21 protein-coding genes and 1 pseudogene are annotated in these 24,972 nt (G+C 72.6%); 10 read left to right on the forward strand and 12 right to left on the reverse strand.

The annotated features are described in order from the left end of the window. The 7 genes and pseudogenes from EAO72_RS15085 to EAO72_RS15115 form a co-directional block, all read left to right on the forward strand. The coding region (locus EAO72_RS15085; protein WP_148017854.1) for a fumarylacetoacetate hydrolase family protein at positions 1-573 on the forward strand (573 nt) is incomplete at its 5' end. After that, positions 570-833, forward strand: a pseudogene (locus EAO72_RS15090) (cyclase family protein); the annotation flags it as partial. The gene EAO72_RS15085 and the pseudogene EAO72_RS15090, both read left to right, overlap by 4 nt. 35 nt (positions 834-868) lie before the next feature. Continuing rightward, on the forward strand, positions 869-1,831 hold the full coding sequence (locus EAO72_RS15095) for a cyclase family protein (RefSeq protein ID WP_148017855.1): 963 nt from the start codon (positions 869-871) through the stop codon (positions 1,829-1,831). Between the two features lie 23 nt (positions 1,832-1,854). Next, complete coding sequence (locus EAO72_RS15100; RefSeq protein ID WP_148017856.1) at positions 1,855-2,997, forward strand: FAD-dependent oxidoreductase; 1,143 nt, start codon at positions 1,855-1,857, stop codon at positions 2,995-2,997. Beyond that, positions 2,994-3,992, forward strand: a complete 999-nt coding sequence (locus EAO72_RS15105; RefSeq protein WP_148017857.1) for an amidohydrolase family protein — start codon at positions 2,994-2,996, stop codon at positions 3,990-3,992. The genes EAO72_RS15100 and EAO72_RS15105 overlap by 4 nt, the downstream gene beginning before the upstream one ends. A gap of 4 nt (positions 3,993-3,996) precedes the next feature. Beyond that, positions 3,997-4,929 (forward strand): VOC family protein, encoded by a 933-nt coding sequence (locus EAO72_RS15110; RefSeq protein ID WP_148017858.1) that lies wholly within the window; start codon positions 3,997-3,999, stop codon positions 4,927-4,929. Between the two features lie 75 nt (positions 4,930-5,004). Beyond that, a complete protein-coding gene (locus EAO72_RS15115; RefSeq protein ID WP_148017859.1) occupies positions 5,005-5,994 on the forward strand; it encodes a fumarylacetoacetate hydrolase family protein in 990 nt (329 codons plus the stop codon). A 90-nt stretch (positions 5,995-6,084) separates the two neighbouring features. On the opposite strand, the gene EAO72_RS15120 is transcribed toward EAO72_RS15115, so the two are convergent. From EAO72_RS15120 to EAO72_RS15160, 9 genes are all read right to left on the reverse strand, one after another. After that, the gene (locus EAO72_RS15120; protein ID WP_148017860.1) at positions 6,085-6,831 is read right to left on the reverse strand and encodes a maleate cis-trans isomerase family protein; all 747 of its coding nucleotides are present in this window, start codon (positions 6,829-6,831) and stop codon (positions 6,085-6,087) included. Continuing rightward, complete coding sequence (locus EAO72_RS15125) at positions 6,828-7,547, reverse strand: hypothetical protein (RefSeq protein WP_148017861.1); 720 nt, start codon at positions 7,545-7,547, stop codon at positions 6,828-6,830. The genes EAO72_RS15120 and EAO72_RS15125 overlap by 4 nt, the downstream gene beginning before the upstream one ends. Further along, on the reverse strand, positions 7,544-8,407 hold the full coding sequence (locus EAO72_RS15130; RefSeq protein ID WP_148017862.1) for an SDR family oxidoreductase: 864 nt from the start codon (positions 8,405-8,407) through the stop codon (positions 7,544-7,546). Before EAO72_RS15130 ends, EAO72_RS15125 begins: the two co-directional genes overlap by 4 nt. Next, positions 8,404-9,387, reverse strand: coding sequence for a hypothetical protein (locus EAO72_RS15135; protein ID WP_148017863.1), 984 nt, complete (start codon positions 9,385-9,387; stop codon positions 8,404-8,406). The genes EAO72_RS15130 and EAO72_RS15135 overlap by 4 nt, the downstream gene beginning before the upstream one ends. Further along, positions 9,384-10,163: a hypothetical protein gene (locus EAO72_RS15140; RefSeq protein ID WP_148017864.1), complete on the reverse strand. Its 780-nt coding sequence runs from the start codon at positions 10,161-10,163 to the stop codon at positions 9,384-9,386. Before EAO72_RS15140 ends, EAO72_RS15135 begins: the two co-directional genes overlap by 4 nt. Beyond that, positions 10,160-11,494 carry an aromatic ring-hydroxylating oxygenase subunit alpha gene (locus tag EAO72_RS15145; RefSeq protein ID WP_148017865.1) on the reverse strand — a complete coding sequence of 445 codons (1,335 nt, stop codon included), beginning with the start codon at positions 11,492-11,494 and terminating at the stop codon, positions 10,160-10,162. The genes EAO72_RS15140 and EAO72_RS15145 overlap by 4 nt, the downstream gene beginning before the upstream one ends. Before the next feature lie 41 nt (positions 11,495-11,535). Further along, the gene (locus EAO72_RS15150; protein WP_148017866.1) at positions 11,536-12,528 is read right to left on the reverse strand and encodes an alpha/beta hydrolase; all 993 of its coding nucleotides are present in this window, start codon (positions 12,526-12,528) and stop codon (positions 11,536-11,538) included. Then, positions 12,525-13,331: an oxidoreductase gene (locus EAO72_RS15155; RefSeq protein WP_148017867.1), complete on the reverse strand. Its 807-nt coding sequence runs from the start codon at positions 13,329-13,331 to the stop codon at positions 12,525-12,527. Before EAO72_RS15155 ends, EAO72_RS15150 begins: the two co-directional genes overlap by 4 nt. Positions 13,332-13,450: 119 nt before the next feature. Continuing rightward, complete coding sequence (locus tag EAO72_RS15160; RefSeq protein WP_148017868.1) at positions 13,451-15,193, reverse strand: nitrilase-related carbon-nitrogen hydrolase; 1,743 nt, start codon at positions 15,191-15,193, stop codon at positions 13,451-13,453. 104 nt (positions 15,194-15,297) lie between these two features. On the opposite strand from EAO72_RS15160, the gene EAO72_RS15165 reads away from it, so the two are divergent. Then, positions 15,298-15,591, forward strand: coding sequence for a Dabb family protein (locus tag EAO72_RS15165; protein ID WP_148017869.1), 294 nt, complete (start codon positions 15,298-15,300; stop codon positions 15,589-15,591). Between the two features lie 54 nt (positions 15,592-15,645). On the opposite strand, the gene EAO72_RS15170 is transcribed toward EAO72_RS15165, so the two are convergent. Beyond that, positions 15,646-16,641: an alpha/beta fold hydrolase gene (locus EAO72_RS15170; RefSeq protein WP_148017870.1), complete on the reverse strand. Its 996-nt coding sequence runs from the start codon at positions 16,639-16,641 to the stop codon at positions 15,646-15,648. Positions 16,642-16,916: 275 nt separating this feature from the next. On the opposite strand from EAO72_RS15170, the gene EAO72_RS15175 reads away from it, so the two are divergent. Then, the gene (locus EAO72_RS15175; RefSeq protein ID WP_148017871.1) at positions 16,917-17,843 is read left to right on the forward strand and encodes a poly(ethylene terephthalate) hydrolase family protein; all 927 of its coding nucleotides are present in this window, start codon (positions 16,917-16,919) and stop codon (positions 17,841-17,843) included. A gap of 55 nt (positions 17,844-17,898) precedes the next feature. On the opposite strand, the gene EAO72_RS15180 is transcribed toward EAO72_RS15175, so the two are convergent. Then, positions 17,899-19,356, reverse strand: a complete 1,458-nt coding sequence (locus EAO72_RS15180; RefSeq protein WP_148017872.1) for an aldehyde dehydrogenase family protein — start codon at positions 19,354-19,356, stop codon at positions 17,899-17,901. Positions 19,357-19,387: 31 nt separating this feature from the next. Continuing rightward, positions 19,388-20,557, reverse strand: a complete 1,170-nt coding sequence (locus tag EAO72_RS15185; protein ID WP_222724089.1) for an FAD-dependent oxidoreductase — start codon at positions 20,555-20,557, stop codon at positions 19,388-19,390. 101 nt (positions 20,558-20,658) lie between these two features. Here EAO72_RS15185 and EAO72_RS41950 point away from each other — a divergent pair. Continuing rightward, on the forward strand, positions 20,659-24,972 hold a 4,314-nt coding region (locus EAO72_RS41950; protein WP_187285059.1), incomplete at its 3' end, for a type I polyketide synthase.

The raw sequence follows: 24,972 nt of genomic DNA on the forward strand, positions 1-24,972 counted from the left end.
GTCTTCATCGGTCTGCCGAGCGCGATCACGGGCCCGTACGACGACGTCGTGCTCCCCGCCTGGGCCAAGAAGCCCGACTGGGAGCTGGAGGTGGCGGCGGTCATCGGCCGGACCGCCCACCAGGTGTCCGTGGAGGAGGCGCTGGAGTACGTCGCCGGGTACACGATCGCCAACGACCTGACCGACCGCGCCACGGTCTTCCGCCGCGACATGCCGCAGATCGGCACGGACTGGCTGCGCAGCAAGAACGCGCCCGGTTTCACCCCGCTCGGCCCCTGGATCGTGCCCGCCGCGTCGGTCACCGACCCGGGCGGCCTGCGCCTCGTGCTGAAGCTGAACGGCGAGACCATGCAGGACGAGTCCACCGAGGACATGATCTTCGACGTGGCACGCATGGTGTCGTACGCCTCGCAGAGTGCGCGGCTGCTGCCCGGCGATCTGGTCCTGACCGGGTCCCCGGCCGGTAACGGCATGCACTGGGGCCGGCTGCTGCGCGACGGGGACGTCATGGACGGTTCCGTGACGGGTCTCGGCGCCCAGCGCACGCGCTGTGTCGCGGAGGGCTCCTCGTGATCTTCGACCGCCACGACCCCGAGGGCTCGATCGCCCGCGCCGCGAAGGCGTACTCCAACTGGGGCCGTTGGGGCGAGGACGACGTACTGGGCACCCTCAACTTCCTCGACGAGGCCAAGCGCCGCGAGGGCGCGGCACTCGTGCGGCGGGGCGCCAGCTTCTCCCTCTCCCAGCGGTTCGACATGGACGGGCCGCAGAAGGGCTGGCGCCGGCGCACCAACCCGGTGCACACCATGCTCGACACCGGCACCGACGCGGCCGCCCAGCGCACGCGCTGTGTCGCGGAGGGCTCCTCGTGATCTTCGACCGCCACGACCCCGAGGGCTCGATCGCCCGCGCCGCGAAGGCGTACTCCAACTGGGGCCGTTGGGGCGAGGACGACGTACTGGGCACCCTCAACTTCCTCGACGAGGCCAAGCGCCGCGAGGGCGCGGCACTCGTGCGGCGGGGCGCCAGCTTCTCCCTCTCCCAGCGGTTCGACATGGACGGGCCGCAGAAGGGCTGGCGCCGGCGCACCAACCCGGTGCACACCATGCTCGACACCGGCACCGACGCGGCTCTCGGGCTCCAGGGCTTCCCGCACGGTCTCGGGGGCGCCGACGACGTCATCGCGATGCCGTTGCAGTGCTCCACGCAGTGGGACGGGCTCGGCCACATCTTCGACCACGGCAAGGCGTGGAACGGCAGGCCGGCCGACAAGGTCGTCACCTCCGAGGGAGACCTGGTCACCGGCATCGAGCACATGGCCCCGCACGTCGCCGGGCGCGGCGTGCTGCTGGACGTGGGCCGCGTCATCGGAGAAGGCGGCGAGCTGCCCGACGGTTTCGCGATCACCGAGGAACACCTGACGGCGACCGCCGAGGCCCAGGGTGTCGATGTCGGCCGGGGTGACATCGTCCTGGTCCGCACCGGGCAGCTCGGCCGGGTCCGCCGCGAGGGCTGGGGCGACTACGCCGGCGGTCCCGCCCCCGGACTGTCGTTCAGCACAGCGGGCTGGCTGCACGGCACCGAGATCGCCGCGATCGCCACCGACACCTGGGGATTCGAGGTCCGGCCCAACGAGTTCGAGCACGCCTTCCAGCCGCTGCACCAGGTCGCCATCCCCAACATCGGCCTCCTGATCGGTGAGATGTGGGACCTGGAGGCGCTCGCCGAGGACTGCGCAGCCGATGGCGAGTACGCGTTCTGGCTCACCGCCGCCCCTCTCCCCATCACCGGCGCCGTCGGATCGCCCGTCAACCCGATCGCCGTCAAGTAGCCTCAGGAACAAGGGAGTTCCCCATGATTGAAGCCCGCAACGAGGATTGCAGAGTCCTCGTGATCGGAGGCGGCGCGGCCGGAAACGCCGTCACGCTCCTGCTGCGCCGCGCCGGTGTCGAGGTGCATCTCATCGAGGCCAGGGACGACTGGAACGCCACCGCCGGATCGGGCATCACCCTCCAGGGCAACGCCCTGCGGGTGCTGCGCGAACTGGGCGTGTGGGAGCAGATCGAGGCATCGGGCTACGGCTTCGGATCAGTCGGCATCACCGCTCCCGACGGAACCGTGCTGCACGTCCAGGACGACATCCGCAGTGGCGGCGACGACCTCCCCGCCACCGTCGGCATGCAGCGGCCGCAGCTCCAGCGCATCCTGATCGAGGCCGTGCGCACGAGTGGCGCGTCGGTCCGTCTGGGCGTCACCGCCGAGCTCCTGGAGCAGGACGCCGACGGTGTCCGCGTCCGCCTCAGCGACGGTTCCGAAGGCCGGTACGACCTGGTGATCGCCGCCGACGGGCTGGGATCCACCACGCGTGCCGCGCTCGGCATCACGGCGAAGCCCGAGCCGACCGGCATGGCCATCTGGCGGATCGCCGCTCCCCGCCCGGCCGGCGTGACCCGCACCGACCTGGCCTACGGCGGACCGGCGTACATCGCCGGATACTGCCCCACCAGCGACAACACCCTGTACGCCTACGTGGTCGAGGCCAACCGCGACCGTGCCTCGATCCCGCCGGAGTCGTACGCGGACGAGATGCGCCGGCTGGCCTCCGCCTACGGCGGCTTCTGGCCCGAGATCACCGAGCACATCACCGACCCGGCCCAGGTCAACTACACCTGGTTCGACCGGATGCTGGTGGAGGGGTCCTGGCACCGCGGCCGGGTCGTGCTCATCGGCGACGCGGCCCACTGCTGCCCGCCCACGCTCGCCCAGGGCGCCGCCCTTTCACTGGAGGACGCCTGGGTCCTCGCGCAGTTGCTGACCGGCTCGGACACCTGGGACGACGCGCTGCTCCAGGCGTACTACGAGCGACGTGTCGCCCGGGTCCGCCCAGTGGTCGAGGCGTCCGTGCAGATCGGCCAGTGGCAGCTGGACGGGGTACGCGACGCGGACGTACCCGGCCTGATGGGCCGCACCATGACGATGCTCCGGGAGCTGCCGTGACCGTGCCCACCATCGATGTGCACGCGCACCTCCTGCTCCCCGAGATCGAGGCCCTGGTGGCCGGTCTGCCCGGCCTGGCCGAAGCCAGGCGACTCGACGCCCGGCGCAACGGTGCCGAGGCCCTGGCCGTGAACGGGCCGATGGTGCGCGAGCGCATCCCGGCGATGACCGACGTCGCCGTGCGCCTCGCGGCGATGGACCGGCAGGGCGTCGACGTGCAGCTGGTCAGCCCGTCTCCTTCGCACTACCACTACTGGACGGACGGACAGACCGCGGAGAAGGTCTGGCGGCTGGCCAACGAGGCCACCGCCGCACACTGCGCGGCGGCTCCGGACCGGTTGCGCGGGCTGGGACTCGTACCGCTCCAGCACCCGGACCTGGCCGTCGAAGCCCTCGACGACGCCCTGGGTCACGGGCTGCTCGGGGTGGAGATCTCCAGTCACGCGCCGGGGCGCGAGCTGTCCGATCCGGCGTACGAGCCGCTGTGGGCCCGGGCGGAGGAGAGCGGCGCGGTGCTGTTCCTGCATCCCTTCGGGTGCACGCTCGACGAGCGCCTGAACCAGTGGTATCTGTCCAACACGGTCGGCCAGCCGACGGAGAACGCGGTGGCGCTCTCCCACCTCATCTTCTCCGGGGTACTCGACCGCCACCCCGGGCTCAAGGTGATCGCTGCGCACGGCGGCGGCTATCTGCCCACCCACATCGGCCGCTCCGACCACGCCTGGTCCGCGCGCTCCGACGCGGGCGCCGGCTGCGCCCATCTGCCCAGCAGCTATCTCAAGCGGCTGTACTTCGACTCGCTCGTCCACGACCCGTACGTACTGCGGGAGTTGGTCCGCGTCGCCGGGGCCGACCGGGTGCTGCTCGGCTCGGACTTCCCCTTCGACATGGGCAGCGAGGACCCGGTCGGCGCGCTGCGCGCCGCACGGCTCACCGATTCCGATTTCCACGCCGTCCGGGGCGGCAACGCCGCCGCCCTCCTCCGGAAGGACTGACCTCATGCGCCTGCTCACTCATCTGCGCCATGTGGACCTGGCCGTACCCGACTACGACAAGCAGCTCGACTTCTACGCCGGGGTGTGGGGCCTGACCAAGATCGCCGAGGACTCCGGGATCTCGTTCCTCGCCGCCGAGGGCTCCCCCGAGCAGTACGTCGTACGGCTGCGCAGGGCCGAGGAGAAGCGGCTCGACCTCGTCTCCTACGGCGCCGCGAACCCGGCCGACGTGGACACGCTCGCCGAGCGGCTGCTGGCCGGCGGCGTGGAGCTGATCAGCCGGCCCGGGAAGGTGGACACCCCGGGCGGCGGATACGGCTTCCGCTTCTTCGACGTCGACGGGCGCACCATCGAGGTCTCCGCCGACGTCGAGGTGCGGCAGCACCGCAGGATCGAGGAGAAGGAAGCGATCCCGGTCAAGCTCTCCCACGTCGTCCTCAACTCCCCCGACCTCAACCGCACGCGGGAGTGGTACGAGCGCCACCTCGGCTTCGCCCTCTCCGACACGCTCTCCTCCCCGCACATGGGCGAGGTCATGCACTTCATGCGGATCAGCAACCAGCACCACTCCATGGCCATCGCGCAGGGGCCGCACACGGCTCTGCACCACGTCTCCTTCGAGATGCGCGGCATCGACGAGTACATGCGCGGCTCCGGCCGGGTCATGCGGGCCGGCTTCAAGAAGGTCTGGGGACCGGGCCGGCACATGGCGGGTGACAACACCTTCACGTACTTCCTCGACCCGCACGGCAACACGGTCGAGTACACGACGGAACTGGAGAACCTCGACGAGGACACCTGGCACCCGCACGTCTACGACTTCTCCCGGCCCGAGGTCACCGACCAGTGGGGCACGGCCAACGCGATGAACGAGATCGTCGCCAAGGAGTCGTTCAACGACCCCGACCGCGGGGTGTTCGTCGCACCGCCCGTCTGATCCCTGCCCTCCCCGGTGGCGGCGTGCGCGGCACCGGCCGCGCACGCCGCCCCTCCCGTCTCCAGGAGCCCTGTCATGCGTTTCGCCGCCTATGAGCATCAGCACCGCCGCCGCGTGGCCGTCGTGGAGGAGGACGGCACCCTCTTCCCTCTGCCGGGCGTCTCCTCGCTCGCCACCCTGCTGCGGGAGACCGACGGCCTCCCCGGACTGCTCGCCGCGGGTGCGGCGGCACTCGACGTCCCGGCCGGACCGCACGTCTCGCAGGTGCGGCTGCTTCCGCCTCTCCAGCCCTCCTCCATACGGGACTTCGTCACGTTCGAGGAGCACGTGGAGGGGGTCCGCCGGTCCATCGACGGCGTGGCGGGCGTGCCCGAGCAGTGGTACGCGGCGCCGACGTTCTACTTCACCAACCCCCACGCGGTCTACGGCCCCGGCGAGGACGTGCCGATGCCGCCCGGCTCGGCCGTCCTGGACTTCGAGCTGGAGGTCGGCGCCGTCATCGGCCGTGAGGGCCGTGACCTCACCGCGGAGCAGGCCCGCGACCACATCGTCGGATACACGGTCTTCAACGACTGGTCCGCACGCGATCTGCAGTCTGCGGAGATGAAGGTCGGCCTCGGCCCCTGCAAGGGCAAGGACACCGCGACCACGCTGGGGCCGTACCTGGTCACCGCCGACGAACTGGAGCCGTTCCGGGACGGGGACGGCTTCCTGCGTCTGGCGCTCACCGCGGAGATCAACGGTGAGACGGTCGGCACGGACCTGCTGTCCAACATGAGCTGGACGTTCGAGGAGATGACCGCCTACGCGTCCCGCGGCACGCGGGTCGTGCCGGGCGATGTCCTCGGGTCGGGGACCTGCGGCAACGGCGGCTGTCTCGCGGAACTGTGGGGCCTGCGCGGCGAGCAGAACCCGCCGCCGTTGGGCCCGGGTGACACCGTCAGCCTGACCGTGGCGGGCCTCGGCACGCTGACCAGCACGGTCGTCCCCGGTGCGGCCCCCCATCCGCTGCCTGCGGGCCGGCGCCGGGACCGGGAACGGCCGGGAGCGGCTCACGCCCGCTGAGCCGGTAACCGTCCCACCGGCCTTGCCGCCGTCCGTCGTACGGCTGTCCGCCTGCCTCCCGGCACCCGTTGCCGGGAGGCGCAGCGGCTTTCAGTGGTCGCGCAGCAGGCTGCCCGCACCCTCGATGCGCTCGGTGAAGCCGTTGTCCCGGAGCGCCATCCACCAGGTGGCCGCGTTGATGGCGATGACGGGGAGCCCGAGCCAGCGTTCGGCCTCGTCCGCGAGCCGCACCATCGAGAGGTTGGTGCCGCACTGGACGATGGCGTCGACGCCGGGCAGAGCGGCGAGGGAGGTCAGCGCCTCCCGCAGTTCGTCCTCCGCGACATGGGCGATGGACACCGCGGTGGGGCAGCGCAGTCCCGTGATGCCGACCACCTCGAAGCCGAGTTCGGTGAAGAAGCGGCGCACGTTCTCGTCACCGACGGGCTGATAGGGCGTCACCACCGCGATGCGGCGGGCACCGTAGAGGTGCAGAGCCCGTTCGCACGCCTGTGCCCCGGTGGCCACGTCGAGGCCGGTGATGTCGTGGATCTGCTTGATGAACTCCCGGTTGCCCTCGACGCCTCCCCAGAAGGTCTCGGCGGACATGCCCATGACCATGTAGTCCGGCTCGCAGGTCAGGACGCGTTCACAGGCGCCGCCGATCTCGGCACGGATCTGGTCGAGGAGGCGTTCCATGCCCGCGTCCCCGTCCATGTCCTGATCGCGGATGTGGATGCGGGAGAAGTGGGCCGTCACACCGGGCACCGTCATCCGGTAGAAGTCGGGCTCCACGATGGTGTTGGTGCTCGGGGCGATCACGCCGAACTTGCGGCGCCAGCCGAGGGCGTCGGTCATGAGGTCACCGTCCGGGTGTCGGGAGTGGAAGGGGGCGGGCCGGGGGCCTCGGCCGGGGCGCCCAGCACCGGAGCCAGCCGCCAGGCGGCCAGCAGGGCCGCGGCCTGGGTGAGGGTGTTGCACGACTGCTCCACCCACTGGAGCGCCACGCTCTGGTCCGGGCGCGAGGCGAGTGGGCCGAGGACGTACATGCCCAGCAGCCAGAACCCTGCCGACGAGGCGGCGAGGGTGTCACCGGCGGCGCGGGCCAGCAGGATCAGCCGTACCGCGCACACGGTGACGGCCGCGATGGTCAGCGCCATGACGGGGGCGGTCGAGGCGAACGCCGCCGACGCGCCGGCCACCACCGCCCACAGCCCGGCGAACACCCAGGGCAGCCGGCCACCGGACGGTTCGCCGCCCCGGGCCTGCGGGGCGCCGGGCAGCCCGAACCGCAGCAGGGCGAGGGCCAGCAGCAGAAAGCCCGCGGACAGCAGGGGGAACAGGGCCTTGTTGAACACCTGGAGGTCGGGGCCGTCGAGGGCCACGACGAGTTTCCAGCCGGCCTTGGACAGGCCTCCGGCAGCGATCAGCACGGCGGCGGAGACGGCCAGGGTGCGTCCGGTGCGGCCCGTCCGGGCGGCGGGCGCGACGAGGCGGGCCGCCGCGCACGCGGTCAGCAGCACGGGGACGAAGTCCTCGACGGCCAGCGACACCGGGTAGTCGAGGTCGCTCATGCGCCCGTCTCCTCTTTCTGTGGCGCCGGTACGGGCGGACCGGACGGATGGTCGGGCATGATGTGACGGCGCCGGAAGGCGGCGCCGGCGAAGCGTCCGGCGGCCTTGCGCCGGGTCAGCCAGGCAGCGCGGCCGCCGTTGCGGGTCCTGCCGGACAGGACCTGGTCGGCGAGCCAGGGCGTGACGGTCTCCACGGTGTCGGCCAGGATGTCGAAGACCTTGCGAGCCTTCTCGTACTCCTGCGGGGTGTATCCGTGGGTGAGGACATCGGTGACGACCATGCCGGGCGACAGCGCCATGGCGCGCACGTCGTGCGGGTGCGTGGCGGCGTACGCGCGGAGGTCGGCGGCGAGAGCCCGGGTCAGATACGTGACGGCGCTCTTGGTGGCGCCGTACGCGCCGAGTCCGGGCAGCACACGGCCGTCCGAGCCGAAGCCCTCCATGTTCCACACGGCGCCGCGGCCGAGTTCGAGGAACCCGGCGGTGGCGACGGCCGAGCCGTTCACCACGCCCATCAGGTTGGCGTCGACGACCACCCCGACCTCGTCCTCGGTCAGCTCCCACACCGGGCGGCGGGTGGTCACGGCGCCCGCGTTGTTGATCCACACGTCGACCGTGTCGAACGAGTCGAGCGCCGCCTCCCACAAGAGGGCGAGCTGGACGCGGTCGGTGACGTCGGCGGGCCTGCCGACCAGCCGGTCCGGGGGTGCGTCGAGGCGGGCCACGGCCTCCCGGACGGCCTCGGCGGTGCGTCCGCACAGGGCGACGCGGCAGCCCCGGCCGAGGAAGGCGCGGGCCAGTCCGTGGCCGATGCCCCGGGTCCCACCGGTGATGACGACGACAGGCCCTTCGGCGGTCATGACGCGCTCCAGTCCAGGACTCCGTGCAGTACGGCGGCGAGTATCTGGCCGTCGAAGACCTCGTAGGTGACGGCGAGCCGGCCGCCGGCACTCATCCCGGGGGTGGCGTCGAGCGCGTACTCGCGGCCGACGACGCGCTGCGCGCCACCGTCCGCGAAGTGCCAGACCGGGAAGTTGGCGCGGCCGAAGGCCTGGGCGTTGCCCCAGGCGCCGGGGCCCTCCCAGAACTCACGGGTGCCGTCGCGGCGGCGCACCACGGTGGCCTCACGGTCCAGTCCGCTTCCGGACCAGCTGAGGTGGTGCTCGGTGCGCAGCAGGTCCAGCGGGGTGAGGCGGTCCTCGACGAGGACGGTGCCCAGGCGCTTCTGGTGCGCGTCCCACACCTCGCACTCCCCCGTGAACGTGCCCGGCTGCTTGGTGGGCAGGATCCACGGCACGGGGCCGCAGCGGGTCTCGGCCGCGAGGTGGGCGGCGACCGCCTCGCGGGTGGCGGGGTTCTCGTCGTGGTCGGTGGTGCGCCGGTAGACGCCGTTGAAGCAGCCCACGACGGTCCAGCCCTGGTAGAGGACCGAGGAGTAGACCTGGGTGTCGCCGTCGGGCAGCACGTGGTTCCAGGTGTTGAGGCCCGCCTGCCAGCCGGGCCCGTAGTAGCGGGCGTCGACGAAGGTGCCGTAGGGCTGTCCGCTGCCGTGGAAGTCGGGGCCGACGTAGACGCGGTTGTCGTCCGCGTCGGTGACGCCGAAGGCGAACGGGGCGGCGAGCCGGAACCGGCCGGCGAGCGGGCCGCCGCCTTCGAGGCCGCCGTCCATGCGGTAGACGGTGGCGCCGTCGGTGTACTCCGACGAGCGGCGGATGTCCTCGTAGCCGCACCAGGTGCCGGTGGCGTCGAACAGGGAGGGCCGGCCGTGCCATTCGCCGGCGATGCGCTGCTGCCAGACGCTGGGCCCGGCGGCGGGTTCCTGGGGCTGGTTCTCGCTCACGGGGTCTCCTCCGCGGCCGGGCTGCCGGTGATCAGCAAGGCGCGCAGTCCGTCCGTCACGGCGGGGCCGACCAGGCGTTCGACCTGTGCCCAGACGGCGTCGATCTCCGGGCTGAACAGGAGCTCCCGCATCCGGTGGTCGCGGTCGGCGAGGCCGGTGTGCTCCACGTCGTCGGCGGCCGCGGCGGGGAAGTCGGCGGCGAGGGCGAGCCAGTGGTCGAGGTAGGCGTCGGCGATCGGGCCGATCCCGGCGAAGGCGGCGTCGTCCGCGCGGTGGGCCAGCATCCACGGGGACATCAGGGCCCGTTGGCGGGGGCCGATGTGCGCCGGGGAAATTCCGGCGATGTCCGCGGTCTTCTCGAACGGGGCGGTGAGGGGCCCGTAGACGTGGTCGGTGTAGTCGCCGTGGGCGGCGAGGTCGGCGCGCTGCACCAGGTCGAGATGGAAGGCGTAGGAGTCGCCGGTCCGAACCGCGTCCAGGGTGAAGTGGGGCAGCGGGTCGTCGGCGGCGCCGAAGGCGAACACCATGTGGCTGTCGAGCCCGATGGGCGGGACCACCAGCGAGATATGGACGACGGAGGCGACCGGGCCGTCACCGGTGAAGCAGCGGACGGAGCCGGCCGGTCCGGGGAAGGCGGCCGAGGTGAGGGCGGTCCAGGCGGTGGGAACCTCGGTGACGCCGGTGGCGGCGACCAGGCGGTCCAGGATCCGCAGGGACAGGGCGGTGGGCGGGCTGGGCGTAGCGTCCGGGGCGGGGGCGCTGTTCATGGTGGTCACTCGCTCTCCGGGTGGGCGGCGGACTGCTCGGTGTGCTCGGCCGTCGTGCGGGCGGCGGACCGTTCGGGCTCGCCGGCCGTACGCCGGGCGGCGGGCTGTTCCGTGCTCTCGGCCGTGCGCCGGGCGGCGGGCTCTTGTGTGCTCTCGGCCGTGCGCTGGGCGGCCGACTGCTCGGCGCTCTCGACCGTCGGGTGGAATCCGTGGGCCTTCTGCTCCCAGGCGCGCCCGAACTCGGGCACGTCCCGGCGGCTCGGTGAGGCGATCACGGTGGAGGTGCGTTCGGGCACGTCGCCGGTGATGCGGTCGCCCGGGCCCACGGCCCAGCCCTTGGCGGCGAGTTCCTGACGCCGGCGTCGATAGGCCACCGAGATCATGTCGGAACGCAGGTGGAGCTCGGCACCGAGGTCCGCGGGCAGCAGCTCCGGCCGGGTCGCGTCCACGACGGGGGCGTCCTGGCCGAAGATGCGGTAGACCCGCTTGCGGGCGTTCGCGTCGGCCCAGGAGCCGGTGAAGAAGTCGCGCAGGGCCACCCATTTGACGAGGGTGGTGGTCTCGTCGACGGGGATGTTGGTGTCGTAGATGATCATGTTGCCGAACGGCAGCCGCACATGCAGCTTGACCAGGTTGGGCAGCATCCAGCCCGCCGTGGTGACCACCGGGGGGCGTTCCTGGCCCTGGGACTTGCGGTCGGCGTAGAGCTTGGACCACAGGCCCTTGGCCGCCGGCGGGTGCATGGAGACGGTGGCGAACGCCGACCACTCGTCGGGCTGTTCGACGGTGTACTCCTCGACCTCGGGCCGGTCGGGGTTGCCGAAGGCGGCTCCGTGGACGAAGGGGGTGTGGGCGATGTCGCAGCCGTTCTCCAGCACCCGTTCGTAGTTGGAGTTCCACAGGTACTCGCCGGTGACCACCCGGTAGCTGCCGCCGTTCTCGACCAGGTCGTCGAACTCGGGCCACACCGGGATCGGGGGGCGTTCCGCCTCCGGCAGGTCGCCCATGAACACCCAGACGAACCCGTAGCGTTCGCACGCCGGGTAGGAGTCGACACGGGCCTTCCTGGGGATCCCGCGGCCGGGCATGTTGGCGGGGATCGACGTACACGCGCCCTCGGGGTCGAAGCGCCAGCCGTGGTAGGGGCAGACGACGCAGTCGTCCGAGAGGCTGCCGCCGGAGAGCGCGGCGCCGCGGTGGGCGCAGAGGTCGGACAGGGCGACGGGCTTGCCGTCCTTGGTCCGGTACAGGACCAAGCTCTGGCCCAGACAGACCACTTTGGCGGGTGTGCGGCCGACACGGTCGGCGAACTCGACCGCGTACCAGAAGTTCTTGAACATGGCGGGGAAGCGCTCCTCGGGTCGTTCGAGGTGGTCGTGGGTCAGCGTCGGTGTACGGCGAGCAGTCCGGGGTGCGGCGGCCTGAGCAGCTCGTCGAGGCGGTGGCCGGCGGCGGCATCGTCGCGCAGCCTCGCCGCACAGAACTCGGTGACCAGCCGCCCGAGCAGGGGGCGTGGGGCTTCCCGGCCGGCGCCGGTCTCCTCCAGGAAGCCGCGGGCCGTGGTGGGGTCGTGCGGGTGGCAGGCGGTGAAGTGGCCGGCGCCGGCGAGCCGGGCCCAGGCGCTGGCGCCGGCCGCGTCGGGCACGGCTTCCCGGAAGGTGCGCAGGACCGGATCGTGGTCGGCTTCGTCGTCCGCGTAGCGGTCGGCGCTGGCCGCGATGACGCCGTCGTGCTCGCCGGAGAGCAGCAGCACCGGCGCTCCCGGACCCACGGGCAGGACGGTGCCTTCCGGCCAGCCGAGCATGGAGGCGACGAGGGTGTGGGCGCCGTAGGCGAACACCGCCCGGACGCCCGGTGTCAGGGCTGCGGACTGGAGGGCGACCGTGCCTCCGGCCGAGTGGCCGCCGAGTGCCACCCGTTCGAGGTCCAGGAGTCCCTCCAGCGGTGCACGGCGGGCGAGTTCGGCCAGTGCGCCGAGAAGCGCGCCGATGAGCGGGCTCGTGGGGCGGGAGCCCCAGCCGGCGGGCGAGGCCGCTTCGAGGTCCACGGAGGGGGTGAGGCCGCGGCTGCCGGCGAACAGCTCACCGACCAGGTCGGCGGTGACCGCGACCAGACCGGCGCGGGCGAGTTCGACGGCGAGCCAACGGTAGGCGTCCTGGCCGACGTTGATGCCGGGCAGCAGCAGCACGACGGGGTAGGGGGCGCGGGACGGGTCGGCGGGCAGTTCGCCGGTCAGCCGCTCGTCGTCCGAGCCCGTGGGCCGGGACGGGTAGAAGACGCGCAGGTGGGCGGTGTCGAAGGGTTCCTTCAGGCCGGGCACCCGGCACGCCCACCACAGCGAACGGACCACCGTCTCCGGCGGGTCGGCGGTCACCGGGCTCTCGGCAGCTCGCGGTCGCCGCCCCACAGGCCGCGTACCAGACGGTCCGTCGTCTCCTGGCCGAAGTAGCGCACGCCCATGACGTTGGCGGGGTCGCGTTCGGCGATGTTGCGCCGGGTCGCGAGGTCCGCGGCGGCGAGCGCGTCGCGCTCCTCCTCCGGAACGGTCTCGGCGGCGTCGACCCAGCCCAGCCAGCGGTCCACGTGGGCATGGGTGAGCCGGCGCACCAGGTCGATGTGCTCCTCGTCGCGGGGCAGGGAGTAGCAGTACGCGGTGGGCGAGAGGCTCGCGCGGATGAAGCCGGCGCGGCTGGTGAACCAGTCCAGCTTCGGGTGGCTGTCGCGGACCTCGAGCCACTCCTGCTCCAGCGGCGCGTAGTAGCGGTCGTACGCCTCGCCGTCGGCGATGAGGCTGGTCCTCGGCACGGAGTCGAGGTAGAACCAGCCTCCCGGCCAGCACAGGAGGGCGATGGCGAGGTGCGGGACGCGGATGTGCGGTCCGAGCCACACCGTCAGATGGAGGTTGGCGAAGCCCTGGGTGGGGTTGCCCAGCCAGGAGTGGACCATCCAGTCGATCTCCGGCCCGCTGTAGGCGGCCAGCGAACCGCCGGGGCTCTCGGGCGGGTTGCCGTAGGAGTCGAGGGCGAGGGTGGCGGGGTCGCGGGTGAGTTCGAAGCGGGCGTCGATCTTCGCCTTGAGTTCGCCGAGCAGTTCCTGCCATTGGAGGAAGGTCTCGGTGACGTCGGTGACGGGTGCCATGTCCGTCATGTCCTGCACAGCCTTGAGAGTCTCGGTCATGGCGCTCCTCGGGGTGACTGGGGCGGAGGAAGGGTCGAGGTGGTCCTCGCCGCGGGTGCCGGATGCCTGCCGGTGCCTGCCTGTTCGCAGGGGTTCCGGGCCCGGGAGAAGGGGGGAGATCAGGCGGTACGGGACCCGGGCTCCGGGGCGGTGAGCGCGCCGGCCAGCTGCCAGGGCCTGCCGTCGACGAGGTCGGTGCGGCGGGAGACCAGGCGTCGGGCCGCCTGGTCGGGATGGAGGGCGGAGAGGGTGAGCGGACCGGTCGCGTGGGTGGTCAGGGGGTGGCTGATCCTGCCGGTGAAGCCGCCCTCGCAGCTCTGCCAGAGCCCGAAGTTCACGGGCAGAGCGTGGACGGCCCCTTGCCCGTGACCGGCCGCGACCACGTTGATCCGGTTCTCGGCGGAGCGCTCGGGCAGCCCGAGCGTGTGCTCCCAGGGCTCGGCGCCCGTGTAGCAGACGGCCGCGGTGTCCGCGCCCGCGAGGGCGGCCAGCCGGAACGTCTCCGGGTGCACTGCGTCGTCGCCGACGACCAGGGCGACACGGCCCCACGGGGCGTCGTGGGTCGACGGCGGGGCCGGCTTCTCGACCGCCCAGCGGGAGTGCCGGGCGCAGGGGTGCAGCTGCGGTACGCGCAGCACCGGCCCGTCCGCGCCGAGCAGGAACCCGGTGTGCACGCCGGCCTCGGGAAGGGTGCAGGCAAGCAGGGCGTCCGTCCCCGCCAGCGCCCCGGCCAGGGCGGCCAGAGCCCCGGCCGTGAGGGACGACGGATCGGGGGTTCCGCCGGGAACGACGCCGTCGGGCCAGAGGAACAGTTCCGGCAGCACGATCAGCCGGGCGCCGGACCCGGCGGCCCGGCCGCTGAGGGCGACCGCGTCGCGGAGCGCAGCCTCGCCCTGTCCGGCCGGGCGCAGCACCGCGGCGGTGACGCGCTCGGCGCGCTCCGCGGGGAACGGTGCCGGCGGGCGCGGCGCGCTCGCGATCGGGCCGTAGAGCCAGGGGCGGCGGGCCGCGAAGAGGTCGGTGCCGTCGGGGCGCCGCTTGTCGTCGGCTGCGGCGGGCTCGATGTCGGCGACCACGACCGCCTCGCGGTTCCGGGGGGCACGGGCCGCCACGGTCCCGTCGGGGCGGACGATCTGGCTCTCGCCCGCTCCGTGCAACGCCTCGGGCGGTACTCCCAGCCCCGCGCTGACGGTGGCGAGGTGGTCGTCGGGGATGAGGGGGCCGATCTTGTTGGCCGCCACCACCCAGACCTTGTTCTCGGCGGCGCGTACGGGTATGTGAAGAGAGGCCTCGTCGAGCGCGAAGGAGTTGAGGCTGTTGAGCAGTACCTGGGCGCCGCGCAGGGCGAGCCCCCGGCAGACCTCGTTGACGACTCCTTCCATGCAGGAGTACAGACCGAACCGGCCGAGCGGCGTGTCGATCACCGGTCCTTCGGTGTCGGCCGGGTCGAGGTGGTCGTTCTCGCTGCCCATGAGCGTCTGCTTGTCGGCGCGGCCCAGCAGCGTGCCGTCCGGGCCGAAGAGAAGGCTCGCGGCGGTGATCCGCATGCCGTCGTCGCGGTCCGGCGCGGCGCCTTCGGTCGCGAGGGTGACGTGGAGCTTGACGAACAGCCCGTGACGGGCGGCGGCTTGTGCGACCGCCGTCAGGAAGGAGTCTCCCGGCCGGCACGCCTCGCGCCGCGCGTGGGCCCGGTCGCGGTACCAGGAGAGGTGGTTGCAGAACTCCGGAAGCACGACGAGCGCGGCACCGAGGGAAGCCGCCTCATCGACGGCGCGCAGTACGGCCGCGAGGTTCGAATCCCTGTCCTCCCCCACGGCGAACTGGGCCGCAGCCACCCTTACGGAGCCGGTGACGCGGGCCATGGCATCCTCCTGTGGTTCCTCTAGCGGAACAGCGTTTCCCAAACATACACTCGCAGCCGCCCTTGCGACAGAGGGAATTCCCCTGCCATCTCCCGGAGGCTGCCGTGCTCACCCATGTCGTTCTGATGCGGTTCACCGACCCCGGCGACGCGCCCGAGGCGCGCCGCCGGCTGGCCGAACTCGCCCCTCTGGTACCGGAGATCCGGTCCATCGAGCTGGGCCTCGACACCGTCGGCTCACCGGTGTCGTTCCATCTGTGCATGATCACCCGGCATGAGGACGAGGCCGGACTGAGCGCGTACCAGAACCATCCGCGCCACCTGGAACTCGCCTCGTGGCTGCGTCCGCGCCTCGCCGAGCGGGCCGTGGTCGACCACGCCGGGTCCGACGCGGGCTGATCCTCACGAACGGAGCGAGGGTGCCGCGAGCCCGGCTCGCGGCACCCTCCGGCGTCAGCTGCCGCTGCCCGAAAGGGTCTCGGTGGTGCCGGCCGCGATGAGCGACTGGTAGTAGGTACCGCCGGGGTAGTAGGTCGCGGTCGTCGTGCCGGACAGGGCGTCCGACGCCCAGCCGACGGCCAGGGTCTGCAGTGCGGTGATGTTCTTGGCCTGCGAGGTACCACAGGCCAGCGAGGCGGCACCATCGCTGCTGGCACCCTCGGAGTCCACGTGCGACCCCGTGGTCAGCTCCACTCCGAGGAACGGTGCGGCGGGGTAGGCGTTCCGGAGCACGGTGGTGCCGGAGGCGCTGCTGTTGCACAGGTACGGCGGGGAGGCGATGACCCGCACGGGGAGCGAGGTCGTCGACAGGCCGGCCAGCGAGTCCGCGCTGTTCTTCCCGATGACGGACGTCACGGGGTCGAGCAGCACAAGGCCCTTGAGCCGGCCGAAGGTTGCAGGCGAGGTGACGCGCAGCCGCTCGGCGACGTACTCGACGGCCTCGCCTCCGGCCGAGTGGCCGGAGAACAGCACCGAGGTGGGCAGTGAGGTACCGGTGCGTCCCACCTTCGCCGCGGCCCGCTGGTAACTGGCCGCGAGCGCACTGGCGGAGCCGTCCGCGCCGCTGAACCAGGTCGCCACGTTGTTCAGGAACGGCTTGTTGTTCCCGATGTTCTGGAGCGTACAGCCGAAGACGTCCGCGCTGGGCAGGGTCGGGACGAACACCACGTAGCCGGCGGCGGCGTAGTGGCCGGCGAGGTCCGCCATGTTGTCGCCGGACCGTACGAATCCGTGCTGGAGCCAGATCAGCCCCTTGGCCGCACCGGACGGGAAGTACCAGTCGGCGTCCGGGTGGTAGGTGAAGGCGGCGCAGGAGACGGCGACGTCGGTCGATGCCGAGGTGACGCCGGTCGACGCCGTGTCCGCCTGCGCGGAGGCGGGTACGGCAAGCGCCGACAGCGCCATGGCGACGGTTGGCACGAGGATTCTCAGGCGGGAAAGCACACGCATGGAGGGCCTCCGAGTACGGGGCGGGCGTTTCCATTGTAGAAACGCTGTTCCACTCCCGTGGTGAGGGAGATGACAGCGAACAGAGGGCGGGACTGTCAAGAGGCCGGCCTGCGAACGCCCCACAATGTCGTGCTGTGCACCGTTCCTGACGGGTCGTCGGAGGCAAGTTTTCCTCATGGACGGGGCCGAACCCCTGGCGCGAGCGTCCCCCTGAGTGGAACTCTGTTTCCCGCAAAGGAACACACCCGAATAGCCCTCCCTTCATCGGAGTGTCCGTGAGAAACCGAAGAGCACGTCTCCTGATCGCACCGCTGGCCCTGGTCGCCGCACTGTTCGCGGCGCCCGTCCCCGCGTCGGCGGCGCCCGCGCAGGTGTCGACGACACCCGCGGTCTCCATGTACCAGACCAGCTACGGCGGCGACGACGCCGACGTGTACTACCCCTCCGGCGGCACCGGCCTGCCGGTAGCCCTGCTGCTCCAGGGCGCGAAGGTGGACCGCGCCCAGTACGCCCAGTACGCGAGCGCGATCGCCCGGCAGGGCTTCGTCGTCGTCGTGCCCAACCACTACCGCCTGATGATCTTCGAGTGGGAGCGCTACGCGGCCGAGCACCAGGTCACGCGGACGGTCGACTGGATGAAGGACACGAAGTACGACGCGTCGTCACCGCTCTACAAGCGCATCGACAGCGGAAAGATGGTGCTGCTCGGGCATTCCTTCGGCGGGGCCGCCGGCCTCGCCGCGGCCGAGGACGCGTGCAGCACGGTCTTCTGTCCCGCACTGAGCTTCGACCTGCCGAGTCAGGTGAAGGCCGCGTCCTTCTACGGCACCAACAACGCCTTCCTCGGCATCTTCGCCGATATCGACAACCAGATCCCGGTGCAGCTGGTCCAGGGCACCGCCGACGGCATCGCACCCCCGTCCGACGCCGAGCAGACGTACAACCACCTGGAGAACACGCCGAAGCAGATCGTGCGGCTCGCGAACGCCAACCACTACGGCATCACGGATGTGCAGAGCCCCTCGCCCGCCGAGAGCGAGACCTCCGCCCAGTCGCTGACGCAGGCCCAGAGCATCGAGGCGTCCGCGCGCTGGGCGGGCCGCTTCCTGCGGGCCGCGCTCGGTGACGCGGGTGCGGCCGACTACGTCTGGAACACCGGCGACGCCGCCGACCCGGGCGTGACGGTCACCGGCGCCCACTGATCCCCACCCCGGTGCCGGGACGGCTCACCGTCCCGGCACCGGGCACAGGGACCACTCACCCCGGCACCGGGTACGCACCGGGTGCCATCCCGCCGCCGCCCGGCCGGAAGGCCGCCGGCGCGTGCACCACGCACGGCTGGGTGTACTCCGCGAGTCCCTCCGCGCCGTACTCCCGGCCGTGCCCGCTGCGTTTGACGCCGCCGAAGGGAGCCCGCAGGGACATGCCCGTGCGGTTGTGCGTGTTGACGAAGCAGAATCCGGCGTCCAGCCGGGCGGCGAAGGCGAACGCACGGTCCTCGTCGGCGCTCCACACCGAAGCGCCGAGGCCCAGTTCACCCGCGTTGGCCCGCTCGACGACCTCGTCCTCGCGGTCGTAGGGCAGCACCGGGACCAGGGGGCCGAACTGCTCGTCGCGGACGACCGGATCGTCGTCTCCGAGGCCGGTGAACAACAGCGGCGAGACGAAGTGGCCGGCCGACAGGTCGGTGTCCGGGCAGACCGACCCGAGGAGGGTGGCACGGGCTCCGCGCCGCAGTGCGTCCTCCGTGAGCGCGGCCAGGCGTGCGGCCGCCGACGCGCCCACGACCGGGCCCACGGTCACGCCGGGGTGCAGTGCGTCGCCGAGCCGGACAACCCGGTCGGCGGCGGCGGCGAAGGCGGCCGTGAAGCGGTCSTGGGCGCGCCGGGGCACGTACACACGCTTCACCGCCATGCACACCTGGCCCGCGGTCGCCAGACAGGCCATGACCAGCCGGTCCATGGCCTCTTCGGTGAGCGCCGCGTCGTCGAGCAGGATCGCCGGGTCGTTGCCGCCCAGTTCTATCGTCGTCGGGGTCAGCGCCGCCGCGGCGAGCGCGCCGACGGCGCGCCCCGCGCGCTCACCGCCGGTGAACGCCACCTTGAACACACCGGGGTCGGCCACCAGCGCCGCGGCGGTCGCCTCGTGTCCGTGCAGGGTGTGCAGCAGACCCGGAGGGAAGCAGCCGGCCAGGTCCCGCAACAGGCGGTCCAGGGCGAGCGGGGCCAGCGGGGACGGTTTGACCAGCAGGGCGTTACCCGCCGCCAGGGCGGGGGCGAGTTTGAGGACGGTGAGGACCACCGGCGCGTTCCACGGGGTGAGCGCCGCCACCGGGCCGTACGGGCGCTTGCGCACCACCAGCCGGCCCTGCCCGTCGTCCACCTCGTGGTCGGCGAGCAGGGCCGGGGCGGCGGCCGCGTACCAGCGCAGGACAGCCGCGGAGAACGCCAGCTCACCCTGGCAGTCGGCGAGCGGTTTGCCCGACTCACGGGCGAGCAGGACGGCGGCCTCGGCGGTCCGCCGGTCCAGTTCGGCGGCTGCCGCGTGCAGCGCCCGCGCCCGTACGTCCACGGGCTCGGCCGCCCAGGCCCGGGCGGCCGGGCCCGCGGCGGCCACCGCCCGACGGACGTCCTCGCCCTGTGCGACGGGCACCGATCCGACCAGTTCCGCGGTGCGGGAAGGGTTTTGACGTTCGATCAGTTCGTTGGCAGCCATGGCCTCTCCTCGGGCGGGCGCCGCGCACCGCTCAGGAGACGGGCCGCAGCGAGGCGATCATCGAGCTGCGCAGCAGGGCGCCGCGCGCACGGGCGGGGTCGGCGGCCGTCGCGCGCAGCTCGGCGATGAGCTCCGCGCGGGCCTCGGGATCGCGGACCCGCAGCCGTTCCCAGTTGCGGTGGGTCTGGGCGCCCACGTAGGTCAGGGCGCAGTCACGGCGGGCCTCGGCGGCCGCGTCCAGCGCGGCGTTCGCGCCGGGCTCGCCCCGGACGAGGGCGGCGAGTGGGGTGGCGAGGAGGACCGCGTCGTGGATGCCGCTGTTCATACCCATGCCGCCGAGCGGATTGTTCACGTGCGCGGCGTCACCGCACAGCAGGACGCGGCCCTGCCGGAAGCCGGCGGCGACCCGCTGGTGCACCCGGTAGAGGCTGGCGTGTGCGACCCGCCAGGGGCGCTCCGCGCCCAGGTCGGACCGGAGCTGGGCCAACCGCGCCTCCAGTCGGCCCAGTTCGGCCTCGTCGGAGGTGCCGTCCGGGGTGGGCAGGAGGATGCGCCAGTGGTCCGGGGTGCGGAGCAGCACCAGCCACTCGTCGGGGTCCAGCACATAGGCGATCGGCGCCAGCCCGGGCACTTCCGCGGTCAGGTCCTCGTCCAGGGAGGCCACGAGGAAACGTTCGGGGTACGTCATGCCGTCGAAGCCGACGCCCAGGGAGTGCCGGACGGCGGAGTGGGCGCCGTCCGCGGCGAGCAGATGGCTTCCGCCCACGGTGCGTCCGTCGTCGAGGACGGCGGTCACCGCGCTGTCGTCCTGGTGGACGCCGGCGACCTTGCACCCGAAGCGCAGTTCGGCACCCGGGAACCGGGCGAGCGCGTCGGCCAGCAGCGGTGTCAGCTTGTTCTGTTCACACTGCACTCGGTAGGGATACGAGGTGTCCTCGCTCAGGACGGCGAGGTCGAGTTCGGCGACCGGCCCGATGCGGCGGTCCCGGTACTGGAACGTACGGGCGATCAGTCCGCGGGCGACGAGGGCGTCGGCCACGCCGAGGGCGTCCAGCATCTCCAGGGTCGGCGGGTGAAAGGTGGAGGCCCGGGACTCGGCGGCCAGCGCGTCCCCCGCCTCCAGCACGGTGACGGGCACGCCCGCACGGGCCAGCACGAGCGCGGCGGTGAGACCTACGGGGCCGGCGCCGGCCACGAGCACCGGGGCCAGCCAGTTGCCCCGGCCGGGGACCGGGGTGAAGGTGTGTTCCTTCGCGCCGAGGCGCGTGAGTGCGGCGAGGGAGGCGCGGGCGGAATCCCGCGGTGGACGAGCTGACGCTCGACGCTCCGGTGGCGATTCCCGCCGCCGGTGGCGTGGACGTGCAGATGACGGCCGGGGCCCCGCGCGGCGACGGCCGTCGCGAGCTGACCCTGCACACCCGGGCGTACGACGACGCGGACGACGACAGCGCCCTGCACCGCGCCTGGACCAGCCATGGCACGGGTCTGCTCGGCGCAGCCGGGTCCGCCTCCGATTCCGCGCCCGGCTCCCTGACCTCCTGGCCGCCCGCCGGGGCGACCGCCGTCGATGCCGGGGAGGTGTACGAGCGGCTGGTCGCGCTGGGCCACGAGCTCGGCCCCGCGCTCCAGGGGCTCACGCGGCTGTGGCGCCGGGGCGAAGAGCTGTACGCCGAGGTGTCCGCGCCGGAGGGCGTCGCGGCCGACACCGGACGGTACGGGCTGCATCCGGCGCTGCTCACGGCTTCGGTGCAGGCGCTCCTCTCCCAGGGCGACGAGCTGCTCGAACCGGCCGTCTGGCACGGCGTGAGCCTGTACGCGGTCGGCGCGGGCGGTCTGCGGGTCCGCGTCTCACCAAACGGGAAGGGTTTCGCCGTCCTGCTGGCCGATCCGGCCGGCGCCCCGGTGGCCTCCGTCGACTCGGTCGTCCTGCGGCCACTGCCCTCCGGGGCCCTGGACCGGGTGGACCGGGTCCGTCACGACTGGCTGCTCCGCACCGACTGGACGGCGGTGGCCGCACCGGGCGAGGGTGCCTCTTCGCCGTCTCCGAGCTGGACCTCGTCGGCCGAACCCGAGGCCGGGCTGCGGGACGCCTTCGGCGACGCCGTCCATGTCCCGTACGATCCGGCGCCGGGCGAGGGCGCGGCCCCCGGTCTCGTCCTGCTGCACGCGCCGTCGGCGAGCGAACTGCTGCCCGCGCTGCGGGCCTGGACCGCGGACGAGGCGAACAGTGCCACCCGGCTGGCGGTCCTCACGCACCACGCCGTCACCACCGGCCCCGACGACGTGCAGGATCTGGTTCCTTCTCCCGTCTGGGGCCTGATCCGGGTGGCCCAGGCGGAGAACCCGGGGCGGATCACCCTCGTCGATCTCGACACCGAGCCTTCCTCCCTGGGCGCGCTGAAAGCGGCTCTCGCGGCCGGCGAACCTCAACTCGCCCTGCGTAACGGCGAGATACGTGTTCCGAGGCTCATCGCGTCCGTGTCGCAGGACGCCGGAGAGCTGCCCGTCCTGTCCGAGGGTGCGACGGTCGTGGTCTCCGGCGGCGGCGACCTCGCCGCAGTCGCGGCGGTCCACGCCGTCAGCGCGCTCGGCGCGCGGCACCTGCTTCTGCTGTCTCCGGCTGCGGGGCTGGCGGACCGGCTGGCCCGTCTCGGCGCCGAGGTCGTGGTGGCGGACGGTGACGCGGCCGACCGTGACTTCCTGGCCGGGGCGCTGGCCGCCGTGCCGGCCGCGCATCCGGTGGGCGCGGTCCTCCACGCGCCGCCCGCGCCTGACCGCACGGTCCTGCTCTCCACCGCGCCCGAGGAGTTCGGCGCCCGGCTGCGATCCGCCGGTGCGGCGGCCTGGAATCTCCACGAGCTCACCCTCGGTCTCGACCTGGCCGCATTCGTCCTGCTCGCCCCTGACGCGTCGTCCGCACTCGGCGGCACGGGCCGCGCGGGCGCCGCCGCGGTCGGCACCTACCTCGACGCGCTGGCACAGCACCGGCTGTCACTCGGACTGCCGGGCGTCTCCCTCTCCTGGGGACCCCGGGATGCCGTGCCCGACTCCGCCTTCCACGGGCTCGTCCGCTTCGACGAGGACCAGGTGTCCGCCGGTCTGGAGCTGGCGCTGCGCTCGGCGGACCGGCCCGCCCTGCTCTCCGCGCGCCTGGACCGGGCAGCCCTGGGCGCACAGGCCGGGGCCGGTCTGCTGCCCCCGGTGCTGCGTTCGCTGGTCCGCACGGTCCGTACCGCCGCCGGGGCGGACGCCGCCGCGGCGGGCACACTCGTCTCGGCCCTGGTGGGTCTGTCCGGGCCGGAACAGCTGCGGCTGCTCGGCGAGTTGGTCGGTGAGCAGGTGGCAGGGGTACTGAGGCACTCCGCCGGGGACGCGGTCGACGCGTCCCGCGCGTTCAAGGACCTCGGTTTCGACTCCCTGACGGCCGTGGAACTGCGCAACCGGCTGAACACGGCGACGGGGCTCGGACTGCCCGCCACCCTCGTCTTCGACCACCCCTCGCCGGCCGCGCTCGCGGCCCATCTGCGGGACCGGCTGCTGGGCGACGGTGCGGGCACCGACACGGCGGTACCCACCGGACGCGACCCGGTGCGGGACGGCGAACCCATCGCGATCGTGTCGATGGCCTGCCGCTACCCCGGTGGGGTGCGCAACCCGGAGGACCTGTGGCAGGTGGTGGCGTCGGAGAGCGATGTCATCTCCCCGTTCCCGACCGACCGGGGCTGGGACCTGGACCGGCTGTTCGATCCCGATCCGGCGCACCCGGGCACGTCCTACGCGCGGGAGGGCGGGTTCCTGCACGACGCGGACCAGTTCGACCCCGCCTTCTTCGGGATCAGCCCGCGCGAGGCGACGAGCATGGACCCGCAGCAGCGACTGCTGCTGGAGAGCGCCTGGGAGGCGTTCGAGCGGGCCGGCATCGACCCGACGTCGTTGCACGGCTCGCGGACCGGAGTGTTCGCGGGGGTCGTGTACACGGACTACGGGTCCCGGGTGAAGCTCCCCGCCGATATGGAGGGATACCTCGGCATCGGCAGTGCGGGCAGCATCGCCTCGGGGCGGATCGCCTACACCCTCGGGCTCGAAGGCCCGGCGGTGACGGTGGACACGGCGTGCTCGTCGTCGCTGGTCGCCCTGCATCTGGCCGTGCAGTCGCTGCGCCGGGGCGAGTGCGATCTCGCCCTGGCCGGCGGGGCGACGGTGCTCGCCAACCCCGACATCTTCGTCGGATTCAGCAGGCAGCGCGGCCTGGCCCCGGACGCCCGGTGCAAGGTCTTCGCGGCCGGTGCGGACGGTACGGCCTTCGGCGAGGGGGTCGGGCTGCTGCTGGTCGAGCGGCTGTCCGACGCGCGTCGCAACGGACACGAGGTTCTCGCCGTCGTCCGGGGCACCGCCACCAACCAGGACGGGGCGAGCAACGGCCTCACCGCCCCCAACGGTCCTTCGCAGCAGCGGGTCATCCGTCAGGCCCTGGCCGACGCCGGGCTCACGACCTCCGATGTGGACGCCATGGAGGCGCACGGCACGGGGACGACGCTGGGCGACCCGATCGAGGCACAGGCGCTGCTCGCCACATACGGACAGGACCGGCCCGCCGAACAGCCCCTGTGGCTGGGGTCGTTGAAGTCGAACATCGGGCACACCCAGGCCGCGGCCGGGGTCGGCGGCATCATCAAGATGGTGCAGGCCATGCGGCACGGGCTGCTCCCGAAGACCCTGCACGTGGACGAGCCCTCACCGCACGTCGACTGGGACGCCGGAGCCGTACGCCTGCTCACCGAGGCCAGGGAGTGGCTCCCGAACGGCCGTCCGCGCCGGGCCGGTGTCTCCGGGTTCGGGATGAGTGGCACCAACGCACACGTCGTGCTGGAGGAGGCGCCGGACGACGTGACCCCGAACGAGCCGTCGGTGACCGGTGCGGCTTCGCCACCGTGGCTGCTGTACGGCCACAATGCCGAGGCGCTCGCCACGAACGCCGGACAGTTGCGCCGTCACCTCCAGGAGCACCCGGAGCTCGACCCGGGCCCGGCCGCGAAGGCACTGGCGACGGGCCGGGCCGGGCTCGCCCATCGCGCGGTCGTCGTCGCGCGGGACCGGGAACGGCTGCTGGAGAACCTCGCGGGGCTGGAACGGGACACGGTCGGTCCGGACGCGGTACGCGGGACGGTCACGGAGACCGGGAAGACCGTGTTCGTGTTTCCCGGCCAGGGTTCGCAGTGGGAAGGCATGGCCCGCGAACTGCTCGCCACCTCACCCGTGTTCACCGAACACCTCACCGCCGCAGCCGAAGCACTCCAACCCCACACCGGCTGGAACCTCCTCGACATCCTCCACGGCCTGCCCGACACACCACCCATCGACCGCGTCGACGTCATCCAACCCGCACTCTTCGCCGTCATGACCTCCCTCGCCAAACTCTGGCAACACCACGGCATCCACCCCGACGCCGTCATCGGACACTCCCAAGGCGAAATCGCCGCCGCCCACATCGCCGGCGCCCTCACCCTCAACGACGCCGCACACATCACAGCCCTCCGCTCCCACACCCTCCTCCAACTCGCCGGAACCGGCGCCATGGCCTCACTCCCCCTCACCCACCAACAAACCACCACCCTC

Source organism: Streptomyces sp. OR43, from assembly GCF_008042275.1.
Classification (GTDB): Bacteria; Actinomycetota; Actinomycetes; order Streptomycetales; family Streptomycetaceae; genus Streptomyces.

Bases quoted from the DNA above. Each gene is read 5' to 3' on its own strand.
- EAO72_RS15100 (WP_148017856.1), top strand. From the start codon at position 1,855: ATGATTGAAGCCCGCAACGAGGATTGCAGAGTCCTCGTGATCGGAGGC.
- EAO72_RS15110 (WP_148017858.1), top strand. From the start codon at position 3,997: ATGCGCCTGCTCACTCATCTGCGCCATGTGGACCTGGCCGTACCCGAC.
- EAO72_RS15115 (WP_148017859.1), top strand. From the start codon at position 5,005: ATGCGTTTCGCCGCCTATGAGCATCAGCACCGCCGCCGCGTGGCCGTC.
- EAO72_RS15120 (WP_148017860.1), bottom strand. From the start codon at position 6,831: ATGACCGACGCCCTCGGCTGGCGCCGCAAGTTCGGCGTGATCGCCCCG.
- EAO72_RS15125 (WP_148017861.1), bottom strand. From the start codon at position 7,547: ATGAGCGACCTCGACTACCCGGTGTCGCTGGCCGTCGAGGACTTCGTC.
- EAO72_RS15130 (WP_148017862.1), bottom strand. From the start codon at position 8,407: ATGACCGCCGAAGGGCCTGTCGTCGTCATCACCGGTGGGACCCGGGGC.
- EAO72_RS15145 (WP_148017865.1), bottom strand. From the start codon at position 11,494: ATGTTCAAGAACTTCTGGTACGCGGTCGAGTTCGCCGACCGTGTCGGC.
- EAO72_RS15155 (WP_148017867.1), bottom strand. From the start codon at position 13,331: ATGACCGAGACTCTCAAGGCTGTGCAGGACATGACGGACATGGCACCC.
- EAO72_RS15160 (WP_148017868.1), bottom strand. From the start codon at position 15,193: ATGGCCCGCGTCACCGGCTCCGTAAGGGTGGCTGCGGCCCAGTTCGCC.
- EAO72_RS15170 (WP_148017870.1), bottom strand. From the start codon at position 16,641: ATGCGTGTGCTTTCCCGCCTGAGAATCCTCGTGCCAACCGTCGCCATG.